Annotated in this window: 2 protein-coding genes, 1 tRNA gene and 1 pseudogene; 1 reads left to right on the top strand and 3 read right to left on the bottom strand. The window is 71.3% G+C overall.

What is annotated here, in order from left to right; all coding sequences use genetic code 11:
• The 3 genes and pseudogenes from RMN98_RS15790 to RMN98_RS15780 form a co-directional block, all read right to left on the bottom strand.
• A pseudogene (locus tag RMN98_RS15790) lies at positions 1–225 on the bottom strand (SGNH/GDSL hydrolase family protein); the annotation flags it as partial.
• Positions 226–308: 83 nt separating this feature from the next.
• A tRNA-Lys gene (locus RMN98_RS15785) sits at positions 309–381 on the bottom strand.
• Between the two features lie 78 nt (positions 382–459).
• Positions 460–2,031, bottom strand: a complete 1,572-nt coding sequence (locus RMN98_RS15780) for an NAD(P)/FAD-dependent oxidoreductase (RefSeq protein WP_309649770.1) — start codon at positions 2,029–2,031, stop codon at positions 460–462.
• A 105-nt stretch (positions 2,032–2,136) separates the two neighbouring features.
• Between RMN98_RS15780 and RMN98_RS15775 the strand changes: the two genes are divergently transcribed.
• A partial coding sequence (locus RMN98_RS15775) for a histidine kinase dimerization/phospho-acceptor domain-containing protein (RefSeq protein ID WP_309649769.1) occupies positions 2,137–3,754 on the top strand: 1,618 nt, incomplete at its 3' end.

Genomic DNA, 3,754 nt, shown 5'->3' with positions numbered 1-3,754 from the left:
GGCCCCGAGGCCGGCCGCGATCGAGTCGCCCAGCAGCAACAGCTCGATCGGGTCGCCGTACGTCTTCTTGTAGGTGCGGTCCGCCGAGTGCGGGTCCTCGCCCAGCGGCTTGCCGATCACCCGGCGCGCGATGCGGGCCTGGTGGCGGAAGCCCTCGCGGAGCACGAGCACGACGCTCGCGACGCAGGCGAGGCAGAGCGCCAGGGTCACGAAGAGTCGGCGCATGGCCCCACCCTGCACCCTGGGGGTGAACGGGCGCGAAATGGCACCGGGCCGGACATCGAGGATGTCCGGCCCGGTGACGGTCGTACGGCATCAGGGACTCGAACCCCGAACCCGCTGATTAAGAGTCAGCTGCTCTGCCAATTGAGCTAATGCCGCGCGGTGAAGCGACGCAGACATTACCAGCGGACGGCGGTCGGGAAAAATCGGGGCCGAGTCGGCGCGATGTTGCAAGGATCAGCGAGAGGCGAGCACGGCCTGGGCCGCATTGTGACCACCGAGGCCGGACACGGCACCGCCGCGGCGGGCACCGGATCCGCACAGCAGGACGTGGGGGTGCTCGGTCTGGACACCCCATTGCTGGGCGGGGGTGTCGAGGCGGGCGCGGTTGGCTGCCCAGGGCCACTCGAGGTCGCCGTGGAAGATGTGGCCGCCGGGCATCGCGAGGTCGCGCTCGACGTCCTGGGGGATCTTGGCCTCGATGCACGGCTCGCCGTGGGCGTCGCGGGCGACGCAGCCCATGATCGGCTCGACGAGGTGCTCGTCGAGGGCGGCGATGGCGCGCTCGACGGCGAGCGCCTTGGCGCCCTCGGGGTCCTCGACGAAGAGCGACGCGGGCGTGTGCAGCCCGAAGTAGGTCAGCGTGTGGGTGCCTGCCGGCACGTCGCCGAGGATCGAGGGGTCGGTCAGCGAGTGGCAGTAGATCTCGCCCGGCATGCTCGTCGGCACCCGCCCAGCGGCCGCGTCGTCGTACGCCGTCTCGAGCTGCGTGAAGTCCTCGCCGAGGTGGAGGGTCCCGGCGAAGGCGACGGCAGGGTCGATGCCCGACCTCAGCGCCGGCAGCCGGTCGAGCAGGAAGTTGATCTTGAGCTGGGCTCCCTCGGGCTTGGTGGCCGGGTCCTCCTGCTCGCCGAGCAGGATCTTGAGGACCCACGGGGCGACGTTGGCGAGGACCGTGCCGCCCATGACGGTGTGGGCGCCGTCCGCGTCGTGCCAGGTGACGTAGCCGCCCTGGTCGACGGGCTGGATCCGGCTCACACCGGCGTCGACGAGGATCTCGGCCCCGGCGTCGGCAGCGGCGCGGTGCAGCTCGGTGGTGACCGCACCCATGCCGCCGATCGGCACCCGCCACTCGCCGGTGCCGTTGCCGATCAGGTGGTAGAGGAAGCAGCGGTTCTGGATCAGCGAGGGGTCGTGCAGCGAGGCGAAGGTGCCGATGAGGCCGTCGGTCCCCACGACGCCGCGGACGGTGTCGTCGCGGAAGCGCTCCTGGATCGTGGCGCCCAACGGGTTGACGACGAGGTCACGCCAGATGCCTGGGTCGACGCGGTCGCGCACGGCGCGCTCGACGGGCAGCGGCTCGGTGAGCGTCGGGGCGACGACGTGGGCCAGCTCGGCGACGTCGGCGTAGAACTCGCGCCAGGCCTCGTACTCCGTCTCCGAGCCGGTCAGCTCGCGGAAGGAGCGCTGCGTCGCCTCGCCCTCCTCGTGCTCGATGAACAGGCCGCCGGCGCGTCCGTCCCGGACGACGGGGGTGTAGGAGGCGGTGGCACGCGAGGCGAGCGCGAGGTTGAGCCCGAGGTCCTCGACGACCTGCGTGGGGAGCAACGAGACCAGGTAGGAGTAGCGGGAGAGGCGGGTGTCGCGGCCTGCGAAGGCTGCCGCGGACACGGCTGCTCCTCCGGTGTGCGCGAGGCGCTCGAGGACCAGGACCGAGAGCCCGGCGCGGGCGAGGTAGGCCGCGGAGACCAGGCCGTTGTGGCCGCCCCCGACGATGACGGCGTCGTAGTGCTTGCGTGCTGAGCTCACGCAGGCGAACCTACGGCACCGGTGTGGCGTGCCCCAGTTCGCCCACCTCGGGGGTCGTTGTGCGGTTTGATGCTGGGGGGACCTACCTGGGGAGGGATGTCACCGGTGCCGACGTCCTGGGTGGCGCGCCTGTGGATCGTGGCTGCGCTGATGGCTCTCTTCGGGTTCATCGCGGTCTGGGGCGCACCCGAAGGTGGTCGGGTTACCGGCATCTGGCCGGCGGGTCTGGCCACGGGCTGCCTGCTGCTGGCTCGCCGGCGCCACACTGCCGCGATCGTCTCCGGCGTCGTCGTCGTCGCCTTCCTCACCATCTGGCTCGGGGGCCGACCCTGGGACGTCGCCGCCGGCTTCGCCCTGGGCAGCGCGCTCGAGGCCCTGGTGGTCTCGCGCCTGTTCACCGACGGCGCCGGCGAGAAGCCCGACCTGCGCTCCGACGCCGACCTGCGGGCCTACTTCCTCTCGGCAGGAGCCGGCGGCGTGGTCGCAGCAGCGATCGGCTGTGCGACCTCCGCGGTCACCGACTGGGGCAGCCCCGGGCTCGTGGCGGCGTCGATCGGCACCGCCCACCTGGCCTCCAACCTGACCCTGATCCCGTTCTTCTGTCGCCTCCCCAACCAGGAGTCGGTGGCCGGATCGGGGGAGCGCCTGATCCAGTGGTTGGCGATCCTCGTCGTGACCCCGATGGTGTTCCTTCCCCAGGACTTCCCGTCGGTCGTGTTCGCAGCGATCCCGGTGCTCGCATGGGGCGCGCTGCGGATCAGCCCGCGTGAGTCGCTCGCCCAGCTGGTGGCCGTGGTGGCCTTCGCGATCTTCATGACGACCGCTGGGAGCGGTCCCTTCGCCGACGTCCCCGTCCGCTACGGCCTCCCGGTCGACGCCCGCGGCGTGCTGCTGGCCTCCTTCGCCATCACCTGCGTGATCATCGTGGTGCCGCTCATGATCCGGGTGGGCGAGCAGATCGCCACGGCGCGCGTCGCTGCGGCCGAGCGCGACAAGGTGCAGCGCATCGTCGACGGCGCGACCGGCGTCGCGATCATCGGCACCGACGAGCGCGGCCTCGTCACCCTGTTCAACCCCGGAGCCCGACTGTTGCTCGGCTACGACCTGGACGACGTGCTCGGCCGGTCGACACGGATGCTCCACTCGCCGCTGTCGGTCAGCCGCAAGGCGGCCGAGGTCGGTGTGGTCGACGACTTCGACGTGGTCGCGCAGGCGCTGATCGGTCCGGAGCACGCCGGGACCCTGCTGGGCTTCGTGCGCAAGGACGGTGTCGAGCGGATGCACGCGATGACGCTGTCGCGGATCGTCGACGACCGGGGACGCACGACCGGTTATGTCAGCACGTCCGAGGACGTCACCGACCAGGTCGAGGCCCAACGGGCCCTCGAGGAGGCGTTGGAGTCCGAGCGGGAGGCGGCCGACCGCCTCCGCGAGGTCGACGCCGTCAAGGACGCCTTCGTCTCGAGCGTCAGCCACGAGCTGCGCACGCCGATGACGAGCATCCTGGGCTACCTCGAGATGCTCGGCGAGGGTGCCTACGGCGAGCTCAACGAGGGTCAGGTCAACGCGGTGCGCCGGGTCTCGGAGAACACCACGCGGCTGCTCGGCCTGATCGACGACCTGCTCACCCTCTCGCGGGTCGACAGCGACGGTTTCGTCCACCACGACCGCGTCTTCGACCTCGCCGCGGCGGTGCGCGCCTCCTACGACGTCGTGGCGCCCG

The sequence above is a fragment of the Nocardioides sp. genome (assembly GCF_031397825.1).
Lineage (GTDB): Bacteria > Actinomycetota > Actinomycetes > Propionibacteriales > Nocardioidaceae > Nocardioides.
The sequence above is the reverse complement of the archived record's forward strand: the minus strand, read 5'-3'. Positions and strand labels throughout refer to the sequence as shown.